This window comes from Brevibacillus brevis (genome assembly GCF_031583145.1).
Lineage (GTDB): Bacteria > Bacillota > Bacilli > Brevibacillales > Brevibacillaceae > Brevibacillus > Brevibacillus brevis_E.
On the sequence record NZ_CP134050.1, the window covers coordinates 3,818,233 to 3,840,433 of the forward strand.

At 54.3% G+C, this 22,201-nt stretch carries 25 protein-coding genes and 1 other annotated feature; of the genes, 4 read left to right on the forward strand and 21 right to left on the reverse strand.

The features are described from left to right. Nucleotides 1-63 precede the first annotated feature (63 nt). Together RGB73_RS18925 and RGB73_RS18930 are read left to right on the forward strand one after the other, a co-directional pair. Entirely contained in the window at nucleotides 64-438 is a 375-nt protein-coding gene (locus RGB73_RS18925) for a spore germination protein GerPE (protein ID WP_310764312.1), read from the forward strand. Between the two features lie 35 nt (nucleotides 439-473). Next, nucleotides 474-689, forward strand: a complete 216-nt coding sequence (locus RGB73_RS18930; protein WP_310764313.1) for a spore germination protein — start codon at nucleotides 474-476, stop codon at nucleotides 687-689. Nucleotides 690-779: 90 nt separating this feature from the next. On the opposite strand, the gene RGB73_RS18935 is transcribed toward RGB73_RS18930, so the two are convergent. After that, complete coding sequence (locus tag RGB73_RS18935) at nucleotides 780-1,373, reverse strand: Hsp20/alpha crystallin family protein (protein ID WP_310764314.1); 594 nt, start codon at nucleotides 1,371-1,373, stop codon at nucleotides 780-782. 98 nt (nucleotides 1,374-1,471) lie between these two features. Then, nucleotides 1,472-2,836 carry an LCP family protein gene (locus RGB73_RS18940; RefSeq protein WP_310774431.1) on the reverse strand — a complete coding sequence of 455 codons (1,365 nt, stop codon included), beginning with the start codon at nucleotides 2,834-2,836 and terminating at the stop codon, nucleotides 1,472-1,474. Nucleotides 2,837-3,059: 223 nt separating this feature from the next. Between RGB73_RS18940 and RGB73_RS18945 the strand changes: the two genes are divergently transcribed. Continuing rightward, complete coding sequence (locus RGB73_RS18945; protein ID WP_310764315.1) at nucleotides 3,060-3,974, forward strand: NAD(P)/FAD-dependent oxidoreductase; 915 nt, start codon at nucleotides 3,060-3,062, stop codon at nucleotides 3,972-3,974. A 32-nt stretch (nucleotides 3,975-4,006) separates the two neighbouring features. Further along, complete coding sequence (locus tag RGB73_RS18950) at nucleotides 4,007-4,483, forward strand: NUDIX domain-containing protein (RefSeq protein ID WP_310764316.1); 477 nt, start codon at nucleotides 4,007-4,009, stop codon at nucleotides 4,481-4,483. 63 nt (nucleotides 4,484-4,546) lie between these two features. Here the strand turns inward: RGB73_RS18950 and RGB73_RS18955 are convergent, their stop codons facing one another. The 19 genes from RGB73_RS18955 to RGB73_RS19045 all read right to left on the reverse strand — a co-directional run bounded on the left by RGB73_RS18955 (nucleotide 4,547) and on the right by RGB73_RS19045 (nucleotide 22,187). Then, a complete protein-coding gene (locus RGB73_RS18955; RefSeq protein ID WP_310764317.1) occupies nucleotides 4,547-5,935 on the reverse strand; it encodes an MFS transporter in 1,389 nt (462 codons plus the stop codon). A gap of 15 nt (nucleotides 5,936-5,950) precedes the next feature. Beyond that, nucleotides 5,951-7,069 carry a mandelate racemase/muconate lactonizing enzyme family protein gene (locus tag RGB73_RS18960; RefSeq protein WP_310764318.1) on the reverse strand — a complete coding sequence of 373 codons (1,119 nt, stop codon included), beginning with the start codon at nucleotides 7,067-7,069 and terminating at the stop codon, nucleotides 5,951-5,953. 21 nt (nucleotides 7,070-7,090) lie between these two features. Continuing rightward, nucleotides 7,091-7,852 (reverse strand): TraR/DksA C4-type zinc finger protein, encoded by a 762-nt coding sequence (locus RGB73_RS18965; protein WP_310764319.1) that lies wholly within the window; start codon nucleotides 7,850-7,852, stop codon nucleotides 7,091-7,093. A 160-nt stretch (nucleotides 7,853-8,012) separates the two neighbouring features. Next, on the reverse strand, nucleotides 8,013-10,796 hold the full coding sequence (ileS, locus tag RGB73_RS18970; protein ID WP_310764320.1) for an isoleucine--tRNA ligase: 2,784 nt from the start codon (nucleotides 10,794-10,796) through the stop codon (nucleotides 8,013-8,015). Nucleotides 10,797-10,841: 45 nt separating this feature from the next. Further along, nucleotides 10,842-11,110, reverse strand: a binding site (T-box leader). Between the two features lie 64 nt (nucleotides 11,111-11,174). Next, nucleotides 11,175-11,660 carry a DivIVA domain-containing protein gene (locus RGB73_RS18975; protein WP_310764321.1) on the reverse strand — a complete coding sequence of 162 codons (486 nt, stop codon included), beginning with the start codon at nucleotides 11,658-11,660 and terminating at the stop codon, nucleotides 11,175-11,177. 99 nt (nucleotides 11,661-11,759) lie between these two features. Further along, nucleotides 11,760-12,533 (reverse strand): YlmH family RNA-binding protein, encoded by a 774-nt coding sequence (locus tag RGB73_RS18980; protein ID WP_310764322.1) that lies wholly within the window; start codon nucleotides 12,531-12,533, stop codon nucleotides 11,760-11,762. A gap of 14 nt (nucleotides 12,534-12,547) precedes the next feature. Then, complete coding sequence (locus tag RGB73_RS18985; RefSeq protein WP_310764323.1) at nucleotides 12,548-12,811, reverse strand: YggT family protein; 264 nt, start codon at nucleotides 12,809-12,811, stop codon at nucleotides 12,548-12,550. A gap of 28 nt (nucleotides 12,812-12,839) precedes the next feature. Further along, complete coding sequence (locus RGB73_RS18990; protein ID WP_310764324.1) at nucleotides 12,840-13,259, reverse strand: cell division protein SepF; 420 nt, start codon at nucleotides 13,257-13,259, stop codon at nucleotides 12,840-12,842. A gap of 48 nt (nucleotides 13,260-13,307) precedes the next feature. Further along, nucleotides 13,308-14,003 carry a YggS family pyridoxal phosphate-dependent enzyme gene (locus tag RGB73_RS18995; RefSeq protein WP_310764325.1) on the reverse strand — a complete coding sequence of 232 codons (696 nt, stop codon included), beginning with the start codon at nucleotides 14,001-14,003 and terminating at the stop codon, nucleotides 13,308-13,310. Beyond that, nucleotides 14,000-14,848: a peptidoglycan editing factor PgeF gene (gene pgeF, locus RGB73_RS19000; RefSeq protein ID WP_310764326.1), complete on the reverse strand. Its 849-nt coding sequence runs from the start codon at nucleotides 14,846-14,848 to the stop codon at nucleotides 14,000-14,002. The genes RGB73_RS18995 and pgeF overlap by 4 nt, the downstream gene beginning before the upstream one ends. A 75-nt stretch (nucleotides 14,849-14,923) precedes the next feature. Then, complete coding sequence (locus RGB73_RS19005) at nucleotides 14,924-15,208, reverse strand: YlmC/YmxH family sporulation protein (protein WP_310764327.1); 285 nt, start codon at nucleotides 15,206-15,208, stop codon at nucleotides 14,924-14,926. A 177-nt stretch (nucleotides 15,209-15,385) separates the two neighbouring features. Then, nucleotides 15,386-16,165, reverse strand: coding sequence for an RNA polymerase sporulation sigma factor SigG (gene sigG, locus RGB73_RS19010; RefSeq protein WP_310764328.1), 780 nt, complete (start codon nucleotides 16,163-16,165; stop codon nucleotides 15,386-15,388). Nucleotides 16,166-16,310: 145 nt separating this feature from the next. After that, complete coding sequence (gene sigE, locus RGB73_RS19015) at nucleotides 16,311-17,033, reverse strand: RNA polymerase sporulation sigma factor SigE (RefSeq protein ID WP_092267773.1); 723 nt, start codon at nucleotides 17,031-17,033, stop codon at nucleotides 16,311-16,313. Nucleotides 17,034-17,035: 2 nt separating this feature from the next. Further along, a complete protein-coding gene (gene spoIIGA, locus RGB73_RS19020; RefSeq protein ID WP_310764329.1) occupies nucleotides 17,036-17,998 on the reverse strand; it encodes a sigma-E processing peptidase SpoIIGA in 963 nt (320 codons plus the stop codon). Between the two features lie 363 nt (nucleotides 17,999-18,361). After that, a complete protein-coding gene (gene ftsZ / locus RGB73_RS19025) occupies nucleotides 18,362-19,507 on the reverse strand; it encodes a cell division protein FtsZ (RefSeq protein WP_310764330.1) in 1,146 nt (381 codons plus the stop codon). A gap of 194 nt (nucleotides 19,508-19,701) precedes the next feature. Continuing rightward, on the reverse strand, nucleotides 19,702-20,952 hold the full coding sequence (ftsA, locus tag RGB73_RS19030) for a cell division protein FtsA (RefSeq protein ID WP_310764331.1): 1,251 nt from the start codon (nucleotides 20,950-20,952) through the stop codon (nucleotides 19,702-19,704). A gap of 19 nt (nucleotides 20,953-20,971) precedes the next feature. Then, nucleotides 20,972-21,112: a hypothetical protein gene (locus RGB73_RS19035; RefSeq protein ID WP_310764332.1), complete on the reverse strand. Its 141-nt coding sequence runs from the start codon at nucleotides 21,110-21,112 to the stop codon at nucleotides 20,972-20,974. Beyond that, the gene (locus RGB73_RS19040; protein ID WP_310764333.1) at nucleotides 21,091-21,438 is read right to left on the reverse strand and encodes a small basic family protein; all 348 of its coding nucleotides are present in this window, start codon (nucleotides 21,436-21,438) and stop codon (nucleotides 21,091-21,093) included. Before RGB73_RS19040 ends, RGB73_RS19035 begins: the two co-directional genes overlap by 22 nt. A gap of 2 nt (nucleotides 21,439-21,440) precedes the next feature. Beyond that, nucleotides 21,441-22,187 carry a DUF881 domain-containing protein gene (locus tag RGB73_RS19045; protein WP_310764334.1) on the reverse strand — a complete coding sequence of 249 codons (747 nt, stop codon included), beginning with the start codon at nucleotides 22,185-22,187 and terminating at the stop codon, nucleotides 21,441-21,443. Nucleotides 22,188-22,201 lie beyond the last annotated feature (14 nt).

Below are 22,201 nucleotides of genomic sequence, written 5' to 3' on the forward strand. Positions count from 1 at the left end.
CTGCAGACACTGCACCGCCCTTACGGCTTCCCGACCCCCACATGAAAAAGGAGTTCGTCACCCATGCCGAGCAGAACGACCTATGTTCATACGCTGACCAATTTATCAATAGACGCTTCGTCGGTCCTGCAAATCGGGGATTCCGAAACCGTCGATGCCATCGCCTACATCCTTGCCGTCCAGCGCGAAAGGGCGATCTTTTTTGAAAAAGAGTTCCAGTTCAAGGACTATTCCGCCTTTTTCGAACCCCTCCCCCTGCCTGAGGACCAGGAGTGCTTGTGTATGAGTACGTTTCATGAAACTCCCGCCATCCGAGTCGACAAAGTGAACGTCTCCTTCGCTGCCGCGTCGGCGGTCATTCACATCGGATCGGGCGATTGCATAGAAATGGAGACACGCGTCAAAAATATTCGGCACCTCTTGCGTGACAAGCGCTAGGCGAAGGGTGGCGAATGTGGAGGGAGGAGATATCGTTGCCTTCAATCGTAGGCGCAGTCAATATCAACACCAACTCGGGAACGGTCAATTTTGGAGACACGCTCAACATATCTCCAAAAAGCGCGACCAAAACATTTTCCGGCTCGGGCGGCAGCAATACGGGGAACCTTGTCAATACCGTAAACGGTCCCAGTGCGACGAACACGCTGGATCCGAGCGTTGTGGATCAGCCACTCGTAGGCAATGTGTAAAGCAGTGTTAATGGAAGCATTAACACTGCTTTTGTCTGGAAGTCGGACAAGCGGCCAGCCAGGCAAAAAACAAGAGGAGCCTTCGCTCCCCTACAAACTCGCCCGAAATGTCGTCCTTCTTTCGTTCGGCTCGCCTTCCCGCGGCAAATACAACTCCAATAGGCCATCCTGGTACTGCGCCTTCATTCCTTTGGAGCTGACCGTGACAGGAAGCTCGATCTGCCTGGAGAATGTCCCGTGCGACCGCTCCCGGTGAATGCAGAAGCGGGATTTCGGATGCTCCCGGATCTTCCCTTTCAACTCCAGCGTCCGTTGTTCCGTCAGGGTGACCTCCAAGCTGTCACGGTCAAAACCGGGCAGTTCGCAGCAGACAATCACCATGTGCTCTGTCTGGTAAATATCTGTGACAGGAAACGAATCCGGATCGCTCTGCAGAATGGCATGCGGCATCGTTTTCGCCTGATTTTTCGCCTTGTGCACCGTGGGTACCGCTTCACTGGCGCCGGTTGTCGCCTGCACTGCGGAATGACCCGTCAGACTCATCAGGTTTTCCCAAAAATTCGAGTCGAGGAGTTGGTTCATCTGGCTCAATGCCTTCCACGGGTGCTCCTGATCAAAGCTCAGCTTGGACAGACTCTCGGAAGCTTTTTGCAGCTGCTTCATCGTCTCCTGCAAGTTTCTCACGCCCTGGCTCCCCCTTTCTGCTTGCCTAAGGAATCCATTGCAGTGTCATTCTCTCCTGCAGTATATGTACGTCTGCCCAGTAAAGGTGCGACAAATCCTTACCCGTTGCCGAGATTCTCCACGGGAGCCGGTGGAGCCAGGATGTCGGGCGGAGGCATGTCAGACGCATCAGGAAGCGGCTCCTGACCTGCTTGACCATTGCTCGGGTCGGTGGACTGTGGCGTAGTGTCCGGCGGATTTTCCGGAGATTCGGACGGCTGCTTGCCTGGGCTGGGAGCCGCTGTTTCTTTCGCGGGTTGCTTCGGCTTGGACTGTTCTTTCGTCCGCGTCGGCTCCTGCTGTTTTGCCGCCGGCTTCGGTCGCGTCTTCATTTCCGCCTGCGCTACCTCATAGATCGCCGCGTCGCTCAACCCTTGCCCGGCAGCGGCATCCGTCCCGAGCTCCGTTTGGAGAGTCGTGCGCACCGCCTCCATTTTGTCACGCGGCCAGAGCGAATAGGGGGAACTCCAGACGGCACCGTTGTCGAGCGAGACCATATTTTGCGACGAAACGGTACCGAAGTCCATCGCCAAACCTTTGATCTGTTCCTTGGACAAATCCGTTCGGATGTGCTGGCCGACAGTCTCCAGCACGGAGGTGAGTTTCGTGATTCCATCGATGGAAGCGACTTTGTCCGCCACCGCCTTGATGACCTGCTGCTGGCGTCTGTTGCGATCGAAGTCGCTCGAATTGTACGCGGATCCCCGCCTGTCCAGACGGTGACGGACAAAGCCCAGCGCCTGCTCGCCGTTCAGCACCTGCGTCCCTTTTTTCAAGCTGCGGTACACGCCTTCCTGCGGCAGTTCGTAGACCAGGTCCTTGTCTACCTCCACTTGTACGCCGCCGAGCTTGTCGATCACTGCCGTGAAACCTTCGAAATCGAGCTGGACGTAATGGCCGACCGATACGCCCAGCATGTGCTCGAGCGTTTTTTTCAGCAGTGTCATCCCGTTTTCCGTCACGGGCTGTCCCTTGCTCTCCGCGCGCTTCTTGATTTCTTCCCCCAAGGCGAACACTTCATTGATTTTGTGATAGCCCGGGTATCCCGGGATCTGCACGCGCGTATCCCGCGGCAGGGAGACCATCGTCAGCTTGTGCGTCACCGGATTGGCGACTGCCACTACAAGAACGTCGGTATTCAGCATACCGATATTTTTACGAGTGTCCAGGCCCACGATCACAAACGAAAGCGACTTTTTTTCTTCATAAGGCGGTTCCGCTTTCGGCTGATCGGGGAGCTTGTACGGATCGTCGGTTACCATATTCAATGTATCGTCCACTCTGCTGAGAGCGAAGCCTACTCCGACTGCCAAGAGACAGAGCAGAAGGCAGCTCGCGAGCAAAATGTACCACGCTTTGTTTCGGCGGCTTCGCCGTTTCTTTTTGTTCGCCGGCCCAAAAGGAGCTTGCGGTTTTTCCATCATTGCGGGCACATGGGTCAACTCCTTTTTTCGTCGGATTTCTCCATCAAGTTCAAAAGAATGGTACCATTCTGGAAAATCATGTCCCATTTTACCACATTCTCCCGGTTATTGCGACGGACAGGCAGGGGAATTCAGGCGGGCGTTCTTGCGCTGTGCTCAGGAAACAGGTAGTCTAACACTAAGGAATGTATCAGAAAGAAAACGGGAATCGGGGGGACTGTGAGTGGAACACGTACAGGTGCTGATCGCGGGCGGTGGCATCGGAGGACTGTCCGCGGCTATTTGGTGCCAACGATTGGGATTATCCTGTCTTCTCGTAGAAAAAGCGGATCGTCTCGGCGGGCAATTGCTGCATATTCACAATGAACTGTGGGACTTCCCTCCCCGAGTCTATTCGCAAGGGTCCGAGCTGTTGGATGAGCTATTGCACCACCCCGCCATCCACAGACTTGACCCCCGCTTGGAGGAAGCCGTCGTTGCCATTGATCCGCACGAGCGAATCATCACGACCACCAAAACAAGCTATCGGGCCGACTATTTGATTATCGCGACCGGAGTGAGCCCGAACCATATCCCTGCCTTGGACGGATGCCCTTGTGTCTTGCCCACCTCTTTTTCCACCACGGCGCAGGCAGCCCGTGTGACGGGACAGGAAATCGCTGTCGTCGGCGGGGGAGACAGAGCGCTGGAGAGCGCAGTCAACCTGAGCAAGTATGCCAGCCATGTGCATCTGCTTGTCCGCAAGAACCAGCTTCGCGCCCGCTCCCAATGGAAGAGCCGCGCTGAAGCCTTGCCAAACCTGAGCATTTGGTGGGAGACGGAAATCGCCGCATACGAGGCTCGATCGGGCAAAATTGCGCTCATGCTGCAGGCTGGCCGTCCCGACTCCCCGTCCGAGATCACTGTCGATTGGATTTTGCCCCGCATCGGGGTGCATGGCAACAGCGACGCCTTTCCAATGCTCGGTACCTTCGGGGACAGCTACCTGCAGACAGACGGATTCCAGCGAGCAGGCTCCCCCTGGATCTATGCGCTAGGCGACGTTTGCAATGGCGCTCCCTACGCCAGCCTCTCCTTGGCGGTCGGCCAGGCGATGAAAGCCGTCAAGCACATCTCGCTTCAAATTCAGCAGCCATAGACGTTCTACACCCGACAAAGGAGAAACAGGTCATGCATGCCTTTCAAGATGATTTCGGCTTGCCCGTCAAACTGACTTTTGACCCAGCAGAATACGCCCGCCATGAAGCCCGCCACGTCCTCGTCTTCGCATTTTGCAAAGGCAAACTGTTGTTTACCCGGCACCGCACTCGCGGCATCGAACTTCCGGGCGGAAAGATCGAACCGGGCGAGAGCAGTCTGGCGGCGGCTGTCCGGGAAGCGTACGAGGAGACCGGAGCCATTTTGGATGGAATCGAGCGAATCGGACAGTATACGATCGACGGCTCCATGTGCAAAGATATTTATGTAGCTCGCGCCTTGCAATACGCCGACACTCCGACCGGGAGCGACGTAGCGGGCACGGTTGTATTCGATGATATTCCCCTTCACGTAAAAGGGAATCCGGCGTTCAGCCGTCTTCTTTACGACGACGTCTATCCGCTTGCTCTCGCAAAGGTCAGATCGCATCCATACTCCCAGCTTGGGTGAAACGATGAAACAGGCGCCCCCTGATCCTTCCCGTTGTATGGCGGAAGGACCTGGGAGAGCCTGTTAGCTTTTTCCTTTCTCTTTCTTCCCCGACAACAGCTGTTTGATCAGATCGTCTGGATCAAAGCCGTATTTCTCGACTGCCGCCTCTTTTCTTTTCTCATCGGGCGTCTGCGGTTCGATTCCCAGCAGCTCGGATACTTGCCGCCACGCTTTCGTCTCTTTCGTCGCCTGGTCCTGTTGCCCCGCAGCTTGCCCCTGCTGCTGGGCTTGTTTGGGCTTCAAGAGGAAGATCGCCACCACACCGAAAACGAGGGACAAGCCGGCTATCGACCAGAACATGACGTTTCGGGATATGCCCAACAGCCAGGTGAAAATGGGGGGACCGATTGCCACGCCGATAAAGCGGACACCGCTGTACAAGGAGGTGATCATCCCCCGTTCCGCTTTTTGCACGGCACCGACAATCATGCTGTTCAGGCAAGGCAGGATCATCCCCGTCCCCAGGCTTCCGATGACGAGAATGCCGATCAGCGCGTACGCACCCTGAACGAAGCTGGCGAGGACGTACGATGCCGAGAGCAGGAACATGCCCACGATGACAAACAAGCGCATAAGTGTCAGCTTTTTTTTGATGATCAGCCCTGTCAGGTAGGCGGCGATGCTCATCACGAGGAGCGGAATCGCCAAGAAGCCGCCTTTGATGACTCCGTCGATCTTGTACTTTTCTTCCAGCAAATCCGACAGATAGAACAGCACGCCGAACAACGTAAACAGACAGATGCTCCCGATGAAAAAGGCGGGAATCAGCCATTTTCCATGCTGCTTGAACACTTGTCCAATGGAATGCAAGTACTGCTTCACAGGAACCGGCTGTTTTTCCTGCTTTTTCTCTTTCGTCAAAAACAGGAACAACAGCAGAATGGCTCCGCAAATGATCGGAAATGCCAGGAACACCATGTACCAAGAGATCAAGGCCAAGAGAGAGCCGAAAATCGGGCTTAGCACCTTCCCCAGTCCGTTGGATGTCTCCATCAGCCCCAGCGCCTTGCTCTCCGATGCGCCATCGAACAGATCGCCAACCAGCGCCATCGCGATCGGTGCCGTACCGGCTGCCCCTATCCCTTGCAGGACCCGGCCGATCATGATGATTCCATACGGCTTGTCCCACCATAAGGCGGCCAGGCCTGCCACAAGTCCGCCGACTCCGTACAACGCGAGGGAAAGAATGATCACGATCTTCCTGCCGAATCGGTCGGACAAATACCCTGCAAACGGGATGACAATGCCTGCGGCAATGGAAAAAGCGGTAATCAAAAGGCTGGTCTGCAGCGAGGTCAGATCCATTTTCGCTTTCATGGTCGGCAAGACGGGAATCAGCATCGAGTTCCCCAGTACCATGACGAGAGGAATCCCCGTTAGACCAATCAGGTTTTTTGCATTCTGCGCCATACGCCACTCCTTCTTTCACGCATAAGCGCTGCCATCCCAGCGCATTGCATTAATCAGTTCCCAGTCCGGCTCCATGCCGATTCCCGGCCCGTCGGGAATGCGGACCTTCCCGTTTGCGGGCATTAGCGGGAACACCCGGGAAAAGGGATTTTCCATCGCGTCCCACTCTACCGGCTCGATCGGATCCGCGTCCATTTTCGACCATGCAGGCAAACAGGCCTGGGCAAACAGGGTGTATAGCCGTGCCAAGCTGCCGTCAAATGAGTGCGGAGACACCCGATAGCCGAACTGACGTGCCATTTCCAAGTGTGTCCGATATGCATCCAACCCTTCGGTATGCTGCAAATCCGGCTGGGCGACATCAAGGGCTCCTTTCTGGTACAACGGCAAGAATTGAGCGCAGCGAACCAGATTTTCTCCCCCGGCCAGCGGTACCGAGATGGATGCCCGCAGCTTGACGTACTCATCCGTCCGGTCCATCGGCATCGGCTCTTCCAGCCACATCCAGTTGGGATAACGGGAGAAGAGGCGCTCCCAGAGACGGGAGTGGGACAAATCGTAGCTCTGATTGGCATCGACTGCCACCAGTACGTCAGCGGGCAAGGTTTTCAGCAGTTTCTCAATATGCTCCTGGTCTTCGCGAACCGAACGTCCCCCGATTTTTACCTTGACCCGTTTGTGTCCTTGCTCGACGTGTTCGGTTACTTGTCGGATGGACTGCTCCGCCCAATCCTCCTGCTCCCGGTATGATTGGAAAGAGGCGTATACAGGGATTTGCTGGTGGAACTTACCTCCCCACAGCTCGCATACGGACAGTCCCGCATGCTTGGCCGCGATTTCTGTCAGCGCCATGCTTACCCCCGCAGCCGAGCGCTGATGCCATTTGCCGATGACATCCACGATGGAAAGTCTGTCCGTTGCCTGCTTGCCCAGCAGATACGGGATGATTCGCTCTCGAAAGCCTTTGTCCAGAGTCGGCAGCCAATCGATGACTTCCCCCCACCCATCGATGCCGGACCGGGTCAGAATCCGGATCAAATAAGAAGTGCGGTAGCGCTTGTAGCCGTTCGCATCGCCGTAAGCCTGAGGGAGACGGTAGAGCAGCGGGTAGGTTTCTACGCGTTCGATTCGCATGTCTCGCATGTCTCCCCTTCGTTACAGCAAATCATTGCGCCCTTCCCGCTCGGCCCGTTCTTCTTCATAGTCGTCGTAATTCAGGAAGTTGCCTTTTCCCTCGCCCTTGCGCATGTATTCTTCGTACGTGCCGCTGCGCATGAATTGGACGCTGTCTGGCCCGTGATAACCGTCAATTCCCGTATACCCGATTTCTTCCACCGCCTCGACAAAACCGTCTGGTTCATCGCTTTCCATATACATTTCCTTGTAATCGGTCTTGTCGTTGTCCAAAAAAGAAAACGGTGTACTGGAGGTACCCCACGCCTCGACGATTTGCCACGCGTCTTCTCCGTCAAACCCGTTCTGGCCTTCTTTCTCATCCAAGGACGTACGGCCAAAGGGCGGCTGCAAAAACTCCTCCTCGATCGGACGGGAATCGTTGATCATCGGGGCGGGTGCGTGCTCCCTGCAGGTCTGCGCTTGGGGCAACGCCTCCAGCCGCTCTTCAGGAATCGCCCCTCCACAGACGGTACAGGTGCCATACGTCCCTTCGTCCATGCGGGTCAACGCCTGATCGATTTCCTTCAGCGTCTCTCTGTCCAGACTGTCCAGCGCCAAATCTTTCTCCCGCTCGAACATTTCACTGCCGATGTCGGCGGGATGGTTATCATACATGGAAAACTCCTGCAGGGAGGTCGTCATCGGTTCTCTCATGCCGTAATGATCCTGCACGCGATCTTCCAGCTCTTTCTTCTGCTCGAGCAGCTTCACCCGAAAACGTGCCAGCATATCTTGGTCCACGTCGGACACCACCCTTCGTTTGGTTTCCTCACCAGCTAGTATGTCTTGCTCTCGCCGAATTAACCTGACCATGAGTTGGCTGCTTCACGTGGAAAGACAGGCTGCCCAGACAAAAAAGCCTGCCATCTACCAAGAGATGACAGGCTTCGCTCGTTTGTTCCTATTCCGTTACATGTGCGTAATGCTTTTCCACGATATCCGCGCAGCGTCCGCAGATGGTCGGCAAGGACGGACGAGAGCCTACGTCGAGCTTGACGACGCGGCAGCGCTCGCACTTGACGCCGGCAGCGGCCGAGACCACTGCAGAAATGCCTTCCAGAGCGGCAGCCTCCGCTGGTGCCGCCGTTCCTTGCGGATGCAGCTCGACGTCCGCCACGATGAACAGGTCTGCCAAATCGTCCATGGCAGCAAGTGTCTTCGCGACTTCCTCCGTTTGCGGATAGAGGTCGAGCTTGGCGTCCACGGAGTTCCCGAACACCTTTTTGCGACGCGCTTCTTCCATCGCTTTGAGCACCTCGTCGCGAACGGCAAGGAAGGCATCCCATTTGCTTTCTTCCTCGGAAGAGAAGCCCAGATGCTGTTCGGACGCTTCCGGCATATCGGTGAGCTGGACGCTCTTCTCCGTCACCCCAGGAATGAAGCCCCACACTTCGTCAGCCGTATGCGGCAGCAGCGGCGCCACGAGCTTGACGAGATTCAGGAGGCAATCGTACATGACAGTTTGCGCTGCACGGCGTTTGAGACTGTTCGGAGCTTCCACGTACAGGCGGTCTTTGCAAATGTCCAGATAAAACGCGGACAGGTCGATGACGCAGAAGTTGTGCACAGAATGGAATACCGTATGGAACTGGTATTCATCGTACGCCTTGCGCACGCGTTTCACCATTTTCGCCGCTTTCGCGAGCACGTAACGATCGAGCTCACCCAGCTGTTCGTACGCCACGCGGTCTGTAGCAGGATCGAAACCATCCAGGTTGCCCAGGAGGAAGCGGAATGTATTGCGGATTTTCCGATACACTTCCGCGATCTGGCTGAGGATCGCGTCCGAGATGCGCTGGTCGGCTTGATAGTCGACAGATGCTACCCACAGGCGCAAAATGTCTGCGCCCAGTTTATTGATGACATCCAGCGGCACGATCGTGTTGCCGAGCGACTTGGACATCTTGCGCCCTTCCCCGTCCAGGGTAAAACCGTGGCTCAGCACGCTCTTGTAGGGAGCAGTGCCAAACACAGCGACGCTGGTCGACAGCGAAGAGTTGAACCAGCCGCGGTACTGGTCGGAGCCTTCCAGATACATATCGGCCGGCCAGCTGATGCCGCGCTCTCTCAGGACGGCTACATGGCTGGAACCGGAGTCGAACCACACGTCCATGATGTCCGTCTCTTTACGGAAGTCTGTGCAGCTGCATTTGGAGCAAGACAGCCCTTCCGGCACGAGCTCGTTTGCCTCGCGGGCAAACCAGACGGAGGAGCCTTCTTTGCGGAACAGCTCGGCGATGTGGTTGATCGTCGTGTCGTTGATGATCGGCTCGTTGCACGATTTGCAGTAGAAGATCGGGATCGGCACTCCCCATACACGTTGACGGGAGATGCACCAGTCGCCGCGGTCCGCGATCATGTTGGCCAGACGAGTCTCGCCCCAGTGCGGGATCCATTTCACATTTTTGATCGCTTCGAGCATTTGCTCGCGGAAGCCGTCGATGGATGCAAACCATTGCTCGGTTGCACGGTAGATGACCGGCTTTTTCGTCCGCCAGTCGTGCGGATACGAGTGAGTCAGGAAGCTGAGCTTGAGCAGGGCGCCTTTTTCTTGCAGCTTCTCGGTGATGACTTTGTTCGCATCTTCGTAGAACAGGCCCTCAAAGCCGGGAGCCTCGCTGGTCATTTTCCCTTCATGGTCGACCGGACACAGCACGCCGAGATTGTATTTCTGTCCGACGTTGAAGTCGTCTTCCCCGTGGCCAGGAGCCGTATGGACACAGCCGGTACCCGCGTCCAGCGTGACGTGCTCGCCCAAAATGAGCGGCGATGGACGATCGTAGAACGGATGCTGGGTCACTACGCCTTCCAGGTCCGCGCCTTTGTGTGTGGACAGCACTTCCACACTCTCCCAGCCGATCTCCTTGCTGGCGCTTTCGATCAGTCCGCTGGCGACGAGGAATTTTCGTCCATCGGCTTTGATGACGCTGTACTCGAGCTCCGGATGCAGCGTGATCGCCAGGTTGGCCGGAATGGTCCACGGCGTGGTGGTCCAGATGACGACCCCGGTTTCATGGTCCAGTCTGCCTTTGCCGTCTACCACCTGGAAGCTCACGTAGATGGAAGGAGAGCGCTTGTCCTTGTACTCGATTTCCGCGTCGGCCAGAGCGGTTTCCGAAGACGGCGACCAGTACACGCAGCGAAGTCCTTTGTAGATGTATCCTTTCTTCGCCATCTCCCCGAATACGCGAATCTGGTTCGCTTCGTATTCAGGCAGCAGCGTCACATACGGGTTTTCCCAGTCGCCGCGGATGCCCAGCCGCTTGAATTGGTCGCGCTGCTTGTTGATGTACGACCACGCATACTCCTCACAGCGCTTGCGGAAGTCGTTGACCTCGATGCTGCGGCGGTCCAGCCCCTGAGCGTTGACAATCGCCTGCTCGATGGGAAGCCCGTGCGTATCCCAACCCGGGATGTACGGTGCACAGAAGCCCGCCATCGACTTGTAGCGTACGATGAAGTCCTTCAAAATTTTGTTCAGCGCGTGACCGATGTGAATGTCCCCGTTTGCATAAGGAGGGCCGTCATGCAGAACAAAAGACGGACGCCCCGCCGTACGTTCCTGGACAAGTTTGTAAATGTCCATCTCTTCCCAAGCCGCCTGCATGTCCGGCTCGCGGCTCGGCAAGTTGCCGCGCATCGGAAAATCGGTTTTTGGCAGCGATAGCGTTTTGCTGAAATCCATGGCTACACTCACTCCTAGAAAAATATAAAAGCCTTCGCTCATCCCGATTGGGACGAGAGAAGGCTCCCGTGGTACCACCCAGATTGAACGTCTGCCTCGGCCTGCTGGCCCAAAGCAAAAAACGTTCCACTTGACTCATTCGTAACGGGAATGACGCGCTCACTTACTCCCTCGCCGGCTTGACATCCAGGCAAGATTTCGGCTATTGAACTCCCGGGTGATATTCTGTAAGTGCGACTGGCCGGGCTCCCACCTAACCCCGACTCTCTAGAAACAGTGCTCGCTCACATACTCGTCCCGATCATCGTCTGTTTGACCTATTTCATTAGAAAAAGTTGTTTTTCATTATAGTACCATCTTCAACCGAACGTCAATGTTTTATTCAACGGCGACAGCGGAATCTGCTTGCTCGATATCGTCCCAAGCGCCGTTTTCCAGCATTTCCAGCTGGGCTTCCAGAAGCGTACGAAAGCGCATGCGATACACCGAAGCCCGCTTTTTCAGCTCTTCGATTTCGATGGCGATCTTGCGGGACTTCGCCAACGCCTCGTTGACGATCCTGTCGGCATTTTTCTCGGCTTCCTTCAGGATGAGCTGCGCTTCCTTGCGGGCGTTGGACTTGACGTCCTCTGCCGTCTCCTGTGCCACCAGAATGGATTTGCTAAGGTTTTCTTCCAGGCTCTTATAATGATCCACGCGCTCGTTCAAAATGGCGATGCGCTCTTCCATTTCTTTCTTTTCCTTAATCAGGAGTTCAAAATCTTTAATCACCTGATCCAGAAATTCATTTACTTCGTCAATGTTGTATCCGCGAAAGCCAGTACTGAATTCTTTATTGTGTATATCCAACGGCGTTAAAGACACATGAACCCCCCACTTTTCCCGATAATCATTGTCTACGATTTCGACAGGTCGAGCTGCATTTCCTGCCGGATTTTGCAAATTTTTGAGCCCTTCCCCATCTTAGGTGACCAGTCCGACGATCATGCGAAGCCTGCCGCTTCGGGTCGGCCCCGATACTTCCAGCACTTTGAACCGGCCAAACCCCGCCATCGACACCATATCGCCCGACTGCAGCTGACAGGAGGGATCCTCGGTTACTCTCCAGTTTACTTTTACCTTTCCCCCGCGGATCGGGACCAATGCTTTCGCCCGCGACAAATGGTGCACCTCCCCGATGACGGCATCCAGCCGCGGCGAAGGCACGGTGATCGTCTTTTCCGCGAAACGGGGAGCCGGCGGGGAAAATGCCTCCCAGCCGATTCGTTCGAACTGGACCGAGGTGCGGTGAATCTGCGTCACCTGGCTGCAGACAAAATCGGCCACTTCCTCCGCCACGATGGCGTAAGAGGCGCTTTCATCCGTCAGCATATCGCCGAATTTGTCACGCTTGAGCCCGGCATTCAGCAGCGCTCCCATCACGTCGCGGTGCTCCAGCACGTGAAACCGTTGATCCGCCTGGATACGCAGCAAGGCCAGCCGGTAATCGTCCGGCTCCACGCCCATGTAATCCGGATGCAGAATGGCGCGAACACGCTCGGCGCCCTCGTAGCCCCCGCTTGCCGATACGGTAACATCCTGCACTTGTGAGGACAGGCTTTGGACGATCGCCAACTGCCTCGGATCCAGAAAATCAGTAAGGCGCATGGCCTGCTTCCGCTCTACCAGCGAAAGCATTTCCAGCGCCCGTTCTGCAAAGGGACGTTCTTCTTTTCCAAAATGATCGAATACGCTCATACACATTCACACGCCTACATCAGTTTATACAGGATGGAAATTAGCCCGCTATAGGCCAAACGCAGCACGATGAGTGCGACGATCGGCGAGATGTCGATAAAGCCGAGCGTCGGAATGATCCGGCGAAACGGTGCCAAATACGGCTCCACGAGTCTTTCCAGGAGCTGGCCGATCCCCGTGTCCCGCATTTGCGGCACCCACGACATCAGTATGTACGCGATGATCATGAATTGATAAACGGTAAACGCAAAATCCAGTACCGTAAACAGGTAACCCATTCCCTCACCCTTTTTGTCCGTTGTGTCCTTACTCTTCCATTACGCTGGAAATCGTACCCTGAATGTCCACGTGATCAGGCGTGCAAACAAAAATGGTGTCCCCCACTTTTTGGATATCTCCGTTTAGGGCGTATACGGTCCCGCTCAAAAAGTCGATAATCCGTTTGGCCTGATCTTTTTCCACGCGATGCAAATTCACCACGACAGGTCTCCGATGGCGAAGGTTGTCCGCTATGTCTTGGGCATCGCTGTAATGACGGGGTTCGCAGAGGATCAAACGAATCCCCTCCTTTTCCCGTGCTTGAAACGGCACCACATTGCTTGCTCTCGTGGCAGGCTGCCGTCTGGCGGAGGAGTCCTGTTCCTCGTGTTCCTCTTCCACTGTCTCTTCGATGTATTCTTCGTTTTCCAACCCCAAGAACCCCATCAGCTTGTTCATTACACCCATCCTTTTCTCCTCCTCTCTTGCGTCGCCTCGATTGACCGGTTTTCCGGGTCATGGCTTGACCAGTACGGATCCCAGTCGGATATATGTAGCTCCTTCTTCAATCGCCACTTCAAAGTCGCTCGACATGCCCATGGATAGCTCCTCCACGTGCGCATGGGGAAACGCCCACTCATTGATGCGCTCTTTCCATTCATGAAGGCCGCGGAAAACAGGACGAGCTTCCTCCACATTTTCGACAACAGGCGCCATTGTCATTAATCCTACGATCTTTATATGTTTCATATTACTGGTTTCGCGTAAAAAAGCCAATACATCATTGGGACTAAGCCCAAATTTTGTCTCTTCTCCGGAAATATTCAGCTGCAAGAAACAAGAAACGACCTGATTCAACGCTTCTCCCCTCTTGTTCAGCTCTTCGGCAAGCGACAGACGATCCAGGGAATGGATGTACGGAAAACGTCCTACGACTTCTTTTGCTTTGTTCGTCTGCAAATGGCCGATGAAGTGCCACGTGCCGCGGTCCCCGTGCTGCGCATGCTTGGGCAAGGCGTCCTGGACACGGTTTTCCCCGATATGTTCAATGCCGGCGTCGAGAAGCACGCCGATCGCGTCAGCATCCACGTATTTGGTCACCGCGATGATCTTTACCTCTTCGCGCTTGCGACCCGCCCTTTGGCACGCCGCCTGGATTCTCGCTTCGATCTCCTGCATTCTCTCTTGCAAACGTTCTTTATCCATACTCATGAGACGCTACCTTCTCCCTTCTTGTTTTTCCATGCGATAAAGGAAGCCATCCGTCCGGTTGTACCTGCTGCAGCCGCTTCTTTCCGGTGAGAAAAAAACAAATCGGTCCGACAGCTCGTACACCAGCCAGTAGCCAGAATGTTCGTTTCGGAAATGCCTGCCTCCAGCAATATCCGCGTATTGAGCGTCCGCAGATCGAGCATATATCGCCCGTTTTTCGAGGGCTGTACGGCATCTTCCCAGCGCTTTGCGCTGACACGCACGTGAGCCACGATTCGCTCGTCTACCTCATAGCAGCAGCCGCCGATGGAAGGCCCGATCGCCACCAGGAGCTCCTCTTTCTTCGCCTGAAACTGCTTCTCAAGCGCGTGCACCATTTCCTCGGCAATACGGCCTACGGTGCCTTTCCAGCCGGCATGCGCCAGCCCGATTGCTCCCGAGGCCGGATCCAGGAAAAAGAGAGGAACACAATCCGCGTAAAAAGAAGCCAGCAAAACGCCCTCTTGGTCTGTGTACAGACCGTCTGTCGCTTGAATGACGTTTTCAAGACTCTCCCTGCCTGCTCCACCTGCCATCACCTGGCATACCTGTGTCCCGTGCACCTGATCCGCGCACGTCCACGACTCGAAGGGCAGCTCCAGCTGCTGCGCCAGCAATTGCCGATTGGCCACGACGTGTGCCGGGTCGTCGCCCACATGCAAGCCCATATTCAAAGATCCGTACGGTTGTTCACTTACCCCACCCGTGCGAATCGTAAACCCCGCTACCAGGCCGGGAAAGCGCTCTTCCCATTCCCACAAGTGTAACAGTGGCTTCTCCTTTGCCATTACAAACGGTTCTCCCATGTTGTCACCTTCCTCATATGGCTTATCATACCATAGCCGAAAAGAAAAAAAAGGCGACCGATCGCCTTTCCTTCCTCAGTCCCGGTAATCCTCCGTCCCAGATGTCCGCGCATCGACCTTCAGCGCTTCTTCCACGCGCACGAGCACCACGTCTTTCCCGATTTTCACAATATTTCGCCACGGAATCACAAAATCGTTTCCGGATGAGAAAAAGCCCAGGAACTTTCCCGGTCCCGGTACGACGATCGCTTCCACACGGCCGTGGCGCAAGTCGATTTCCAGATCGGATATTTGGCCAAGCCGCTTCCCGTCCAAAATGTTCACTACTTCTTTGGTCTGGAAGTCAGAGATTTTCACCATTCTCCCTCACCCACTTTTTCTCCGTTACTTGTAGTATATGAGTCAGGTGCGGAATATGTCCTCCTGAGCGCTTAGAAAACTTGGCGCTGATACGCTTTTTGCACCCAACGGGCGCGGCAAACGAACAAAAAACCCGGTCGGCACCTCTGCCGCCGGGTCTGCTATGTAAGATTGGCATTACGATTGCACGTGCTTCTGCATATGGGCGATTGCCGCTTTTTCCAACCGGGACACCTGTGCTTGCGATATTCCGATTTCCTCTGCGACCTCCATTTGGGTTTTTCCCTCGTAAAAGCGCATGGATAAAATCATTTTTTCCCTGTCTCCCAGACGCTGCATGCCTTCTCGCAGTGCGATTTCCTCCACCCACGTCACGTCCTTGTTCTTTTCGTCGCTGATCTGGTCCATGACGTAGATCGGATCGCCTCCGTCCTGGTAGATCGGTTCAAACAGGGAGACAGGATCCTGAATCGCATCGAGAGCAAACACGACATCTTCCTTGGCCACATTCAGCTCTTTGGAGATCTCCGTAATGGTGGGTTCGCGCGAATGCTTGTTGGTCAGGTTGTCGCGCACCTGCAGAGCCTTGTAGGCGATATCCCGCAAAGATCTGGAGACGCGGATGGGGTTGTTGTCCCGCAGATAGCGGCGGATCTCGCCGATGATCATCGGGACGGCGTAGGTGGAAAACTTCACGTTTTGCCCGAGATCGAAGTTGTCAATCGCTTTCATCAGCCCGATGCAGCCCACCTGGAACAGATCGTCCACATACTCACCGCGATTGTTGAAGCGTTGGATAACGCTGAGCACCAGCCGCAGGTTGCCGTTGACCAGCTTTTCTCTGGCGGCCAGCTCGCCGCTCTGGAGGCGCTCAAATAACTCTCTCATCTCTTTGTTGGTCAGCACAGGAAGCTTGGAGGTATCTACCCCGCATATCTCTACCTTATTTCGCGTCACGTCTTTCCCTCCTCGAAGCAAGAAAAAAGTCCCTAACCCGGTTGTCTTGAAGGCCGCGTACTGACGCGTATCCGTTTGGCAAGTGGCAAAAGCCACCATCCGTTTCGGTTAGGAACAGTATCTCCTGAGGCTGGGAAAATATGCGTTAGACCATCTTGTTGAACTCTTTTCGCAACCGTTTTATAATTCGCTTTTCCAGACGGGAAATGTACGATTGGGAGATGCCCAAAAGATCCGCGACATCCTTTTGCGTCTTCTCTTCTTCCCCCGCCAGCCCGAAGCGCAGCTCCATGATGATGCGTTCGCGTTCGGACAATTTGTCCAGAGCTTTTTTCAACAGCTTGCGGTCGACCTGGTCCTCGATATTTTTATAGATCGTGTCATTTTCCGTACCCAGCACATCCGAGAGGAGCAGCTCATTTCCATCCCAATCGATGTTCAGCGGTTCGTCAAAAGACACCTCCGAGCGAATTTTGTTGTTGCGCCGCAGGTACATCAGGATCTCATTTTCAATGCAGCGGGACGCGTACGTCGCCAGCTTGATGTTCTTGTCGGGATCAAACGTGTTGACTGCCTTGATGAGTCCGATCGTCCCGATGCTGACCAGATCCTCGATATTGATTCCCGTATTCTCGAATTTGCGCGCGATGTAGACGACGAGCCGCAGATTCCGCTCGATCAGCATCCCGCGCACCGCCGGATCACCAGAGGGGAGCCGTCCCAGCAAGATCTCCTCTTCTTCTCTGGTCAGTGGTGGAGGCAAGGCTTCACTCCCGCCGATATAATAGACTTCTTCAGCGCGTGCACCGATCCACAGCAGGAAACGATACCAGGTCAACTGGAGTTGTAGGCGAAGTTTTACGTACATGATTAGCCCTCCTGTTCGAGAATAAAGGTCGATTCTTGAGAATAAGTCTCCATCATGGCAGGATGCACGATGGCCTGATACTGCCCGTCAGCGGCCAAAGCAATGGGGTTGAGTCCGATCAGCACCTTGTGGGTCTCATACCGGGCATTCCCTTGCAAGACGGTGACATGGTCCGGTTTGACCGCCAGCAAAAAGTCCATCCCTCTCGACACGCTGCGGTAGGGGATCAGCCTGACACGCGTCTGCCACTCCGATGGCAGGTCACCCCACGATCCGTCCAGTTTCTCCCACGCGCCGCCTCCATTATCGGCTGGCCCAAGCAAGGCTGATGGAAGCAAATGGGAAAGCATGCGACTCTCCATGATCATGACCGGTATGCGCGTGATCGGCTCGTGCAGTTGGTTGCCCGTATCCACGAGGCCGCGGCAGATGACCTTCTCCCCAGCAAGTGTCACGACGATGTCGACGAGGAAGGCATCCAGCTTTCGCGGCTCCTGGATTGCACGGTAGCTCCTTCTCCCCAGGAACCACATCATGGCAAATCCAGTGAGGACAATGGCGAGCGTCGGTTTGAAGCCGACCCCGAAACCGTCATTGTGCGTCACCACAAGGCCGCCCAGAATTTCGTTTTGCGGGGCGAGAAAGTACTGGAGGCCGAACACGCCTCCGCCGAACACAAACGCGACGAAGTAAAAAATAATCAAATTCTGGGTAAAAGCCAGCAGCCTTTTGTTCCCAAAAGCGATCCACAGCATGAGAATGGAAAAGATCAGCTTGACCCACCACTGATACATCGCGGAAAGCGCCGGAAAAAAGAAAAAGGCGATATACGTGGAGCCGAACAACGAGGCGATCAGGAGTCTCCACCACACCAGGCGCTCTTTGCGAAAATAAGCGGTAAACCAGAGCAACAAGGTATCAATCGCAATGTTCAGGAGTAGAATGATATCAAGATACACAACCACCAGTCTTCACCTCCCGACTGCCCCCTTCTCTGGTCGCCAAGCGAGCTGTCCAGACGCCGCTGCAGGAATCACCTAGCTTTAAATGGACTGAAACGGTTACTTGCACGTGCTAGTAAATGCAGTATATATCAATGTGTATGTAAAATCTGTCAGTTCTTGACGGTATATTTTTGGATTTTTTGTAGAAGTTTTTTTCGTTTTCATTTCAAATAAGTTCATTTAAAGTAAAATTTTCATATGGTAGATCCGGTTTCCTCCCAAGCCTCCGCTCTTGATCTTTGCCATAAGTGGTTGGATAAAAAAAAGACCTTGTTCCCGTACGGGAGACAAGGTCTTTTCGCTCTGCTTCTTGCTTACAAACCGCTACTTCTTGTTGCGTCGGCGGTTGCGCAAGAACGCTGGAATATCCAAATTGTCGAGATTGCTCATCGAGAAGAAAGATTTGTCCTCTTCTTCCTCCTTGGAGCGGAGATTGTTCGTGTTCGATACCGGCGTTGGTCTGCTTCCTGCCGGGTTGACCTGCTGCTGCTGACGGCGAGGAATCTCCTGACGCTGTGTATGTTCGAAGCCCGTCGCAATAACGGTCACGAGCAGTTCGTTTTTCAAATCCTCGTTGATCACGGCACCGAAGATCATGTTTACGTCCGGATCCGCTGCCGAGGATACGATGTCGGCGGCTTCGTTTACTTCATACAGGCTCAGGTTTGTTCCGCCTGTAATATTCAGCAGGACGCCGCGAGCACCGTCGATGGATGTTTCCAGCAGCGGGCTGGAAATGGCCCGACGTGCTGCTTCCGCCGCCCGGTTTTCCCCGCTGCTGATCCCGATCCCCATCAAAGCCGAGCCTCTCTCGGTCATGATCGTCTTCACGTCTGCGAAGTCAAGGTTGATCAGACCCGGGGTGGCAATCAGGTCGGAAATGCCCTGTACCCCTTGACGCAAAATATTGTCTGCCTCGCGGAATGCTTCCAGCATCGGCGTGTTTTTATCGACGATTTCCAACAGACGGTCATTCGGAATCACGATCAGGGTATCTACCTTTTCTTTCAATGCGGCAATCCCTGCTTCCCCGTGCATAGACCGTTTGCGTCCCTCAAACGAAAAAGGCCGGGTGACGACCCCTACCGTAAGGGCGCCCAGTTCCTTGGCTACTTCCGCGACAACAGGCGCGGCACCCGTACCCGTTCCGCCGCCCATCCCGGCAGTGACGAATACCATGTCCGCTCCACGCAGGGCGTTTTCAATCATATCACGGCTCTCTTCCGCAGCCTTTTTTCCGATCTCGGGATTGGCACCTGCTCCGAGGCCGCGCGTCAGTTTCTCCCCGATTTGCAGCTTGATGTCCGCTTTGGACAGTTGAAGCGCTTGTGCATCCGTGTTCAAGGTGATAAATTCTACGCCTCTCACACCGCCCTCGATCATACGGTTCACGGCGTTGCTTCCGCCGCCTCCGCAGCCAATTACCTTAATTCGCGCAAAGGATTCCATATCCATATCAAATTCCAGCATAGTGCTAGTCCTCCCCAATTCAACATAAGAAAGCTCCGTGTCTGTTCAAGCCGCTAGCGAAACAGAGGAACATTTCGCTTTTTCCCACCTTTCGGGGAAAACGAAACATTCCAATATTCGCCATCGTCTGTACAGCAGCAAGCCGCAAGAAAAACGTAAGATTCGTTACAGGCTCACACCAATCATTCGGCTCGTTAAATAAATTCGCTGAACCAGTTTTTCACTTTTTCCATCAAACCCGCGCCGTCTTTCGGCTTTGACACGGTTTGCTTCTGGGTGCCTTTGAATGAGGGGGTCACGCGGGTACTGCGGCGCTCCATCAACTGCAAGGCATATTGAATCAAACCTACCCCAGTGGTGTAGGCAGGATCACGTACCCCAATATAATCCGGAATCGCGATTCGGACAGGCGCATCCAGCTCTTCCTTGGCAAGCTCGAGCATGCCTGGCATCGCCACCGTGCCTCCTGTGAGTACATAACCTCCGGCAATCTCATCGCGGTAGCCCAATTTGTAGACAGCGTCTTCTACCAGTTGGAAAATTTCCGCTGCACGAGGCTCGATGATATTGGCCAGATCGACTTGCGTAAACTGCTTTTCCACTTCACTGCCAATCCGGTTCACCTTGAACTTCACGTCCTCGGACGCTTCGTCGATCAAGGCGCAGCCATTTTTCGTCTTTACCCTGTCCGCTACATCCGTGTGGGTGCGCAGCCCCAGCGCAATATCGCTGGTGATGTGGTCGCCACCGATGCCGATTACGGTGGTCGCTGCCAGTTTCCCTTGTTCGAATACACCGATCGTGGTAGAACCCGCACCGATGTCGACTAGAACAACACCCATGTTTTTGTCATCCTTGGAAAGAGCGACGGTACTAGCCGCAAGCGGTTGCAAGAAAATTCCAGCAACCCGCAAATTGGTCCTTTGGGCGCAACGAACAATGTTATGTACAACCGTTTTCAACCCGGTCACAATGGTTCCTTCCATTTCCAACCGGACGCCGATCATTCCTCTTGGGTCTTTTATACTGCCTTGCCCATCTACGATGTACTCCTTTGGAACGACCTCGATGATCTCGCGGTCCGGCGGGATGGCAACAACCTTTGCTGCCTGAATAACGCGTTGGATGTCTTCTTCTCGTATCTCACGGTCTTCGCTGGATACAGCGACAACCCCTTGTGTTTCATGCAGCTCGATATGATTCCCAGTGATACCGACATACACTTCTTCGATCGAAACGCCAACCATGCGCTCTGCATGATCAACCGCTTCCCGGATGGCATGCACGGTTTGGTCGATGTCGACAATCACGCCCTTCTTGATCCCTTCCGAGTGCGATTGGCCGACGCCGATGATGTTGATGGAACCGTTGTTGATTTCGCCGATCATGACGCGTACTTTCGATGTTCCAATATCTAGGCTGACGATGAGTTCGTTGCTTACCAAACCTGTGACACCTCCCCTGCTACGACTTTGCTTTTGCTAAAGTGAGAACACCTGCATAAATTATTCCACACAGGATAACCATTCCCTTTTTTTCATCTAGAATTTTTGTAAAAATATGACCATCTTCCCATTTTTGTTCTAGTCCTGCTGATTTATCCACCTGGATAGAACGATTCTCCTAATTACCGCCAGATTATTGAACAAACGCACACCAAAAGCAACGATTGCTGCCAGGTAGAGATCGATCCCCAAAAATCCGCCGATAAAAGCGAGACCAGCCGCAAAGAGCGTATTGAAAAAGAATCCGGACATGAAAATCCGAACATTGAAGGTGCGCTCCAAAAACGATCGAATCCCGCCAAAGATGGTGTCCAATCCGGCCAGCAAGGCAATGGAGAGATAGCTGCTATATTCCTGAGGCACACGCCAATCCAGCAAAAAGCCGACAGCGAGACCGACGATCAGTCCGAAAAGCGGGAGCCACATGGTTACGAATCTCCTTTTTCTTTCACAGGTTTCATGTATTGGATGACGCGTTTTTCGTTATTGGCAGAAATCAACAGCTTGTCCTTTTTTTCCGCCAGCACCTTTTTGTTCGCCAGCTGGAAGTTCTCTTCCACTCCTTCCAGCTTCAGTGCTGACAGCAGAACATCCGGGTCTCCCAACGCTTTTAGCTCATAAGGAGGCTGGATCGGCCGGGTGTCGATCTGAATCACGTCCCCGACATTGCGGATCGCCGTCGTCGAAATGAGACGATGATCGTTGATCGATACCGCTTGCGCTCCATTTGCAAACAAAATATTGACCAGCCACCGCAAATCTTCGTCATCGATCGTATAGTCGCCAACCACCGGCGCAGTCATGTTTTCATCCAGAACCGGCTCGTCTTGCAAGTGTGCATCTACCACTTCCAATACGATGCCAGCTCCCTCCACCGGGACCATGCCCGCCATCTTGCGGTTGCGCGCCAATTCCTCTTTCATGACGGAGATGCTTTCATCCTCACTCAGCGAGGTTTCGTACTGGTAGTAGAGCTGATTGTACTTCGAAATATCAGCCAGCAGGTTTTTGTGCTTCTCCAGTTCTTTTTGCAGCGTCGTCCGCAGCTCTGCTATGCTCCGGGACTCCTTGTGCACGGGATGAAGATTGCTCCGCAGCTGCACGGTCAACATCACACCTATGATAGCACTAATGATGGCAAGAATAAATGTGATTTTACGGCTTTTTTGTAACATGGGTAAACGCATCC